The following is a 561-nucleotide window of genomic DNA, read 5'->3' as shown; positions in this document are numbered from 1 at the left end:
AGCAGGGCCAGGCCGCGGGCCCGGATCGCCTCGGCCGCCTCCAGCCGGGCCGCCTGCCCCGCCCGCGCCTCCAGCCAGGGCGCCAGCAGGAGACTCCAGAGCAGCAGCGGCGGCACGGCCAGCAGGGCGAGCGCGACCATCCGGCGCACGTCCGGGGAGAGCCCGGTCATGGCCGGCTCTCCGCCAGCCGCGCCGGCCCGGTGAGCGGGGCCTCGGCGGCCACGGCCCGCTCCGGCGCGACGAGCGTCAGCGCCACCTGGAAACGGTCCGCCGGGTCGCGCGGCCCGCGCGTCACCGGCGCGGCGAAGCGCGGGTTGCGGAAGCCGGGCGCAGCGTCGAGCTGCCCGAGCAGGGCATCGGAGCGGGCGGCGAAGCCGGTCAGCAGCAGCTGGTCGCCGGCCAGCCGGAACTCGGTCAGCCAGGCATCGTCCGGCAGCAGGGCCGCCACCTGCTCCAGCACGGCGACCGCCGCCGGCCGCCCGCCGCGCAGGGCCGCCGCCGCCGACAGGCGCTCGCGCAGGGCCTGGTTCCCGGCCTCCAGGGCCAGGATGCGCTCGGCGC

General features: G+C 80.2%; 1 protein-coding gene. It reads right to left on the bottom strand.

Features of this window, described 5'->3' with window-relative positions; genetic code table 11:
• Positions 1-166: 166 nt before the first annotated feature.
• Positions 167-561, bottom strand: a 395-nt coding sequence (locus ACVMLK_RS21290; RefSeq protein WP_457487576.1) for a PilN domain-containing protein, incomplete at its 5' end; no start/stop codon positions are given.

The organism is Teichococcus aerofrigidensis, assembly GCF_054073225.1.
This window is presented reverse-complemented; position numbering and strand designations above follow the sequence as displayed.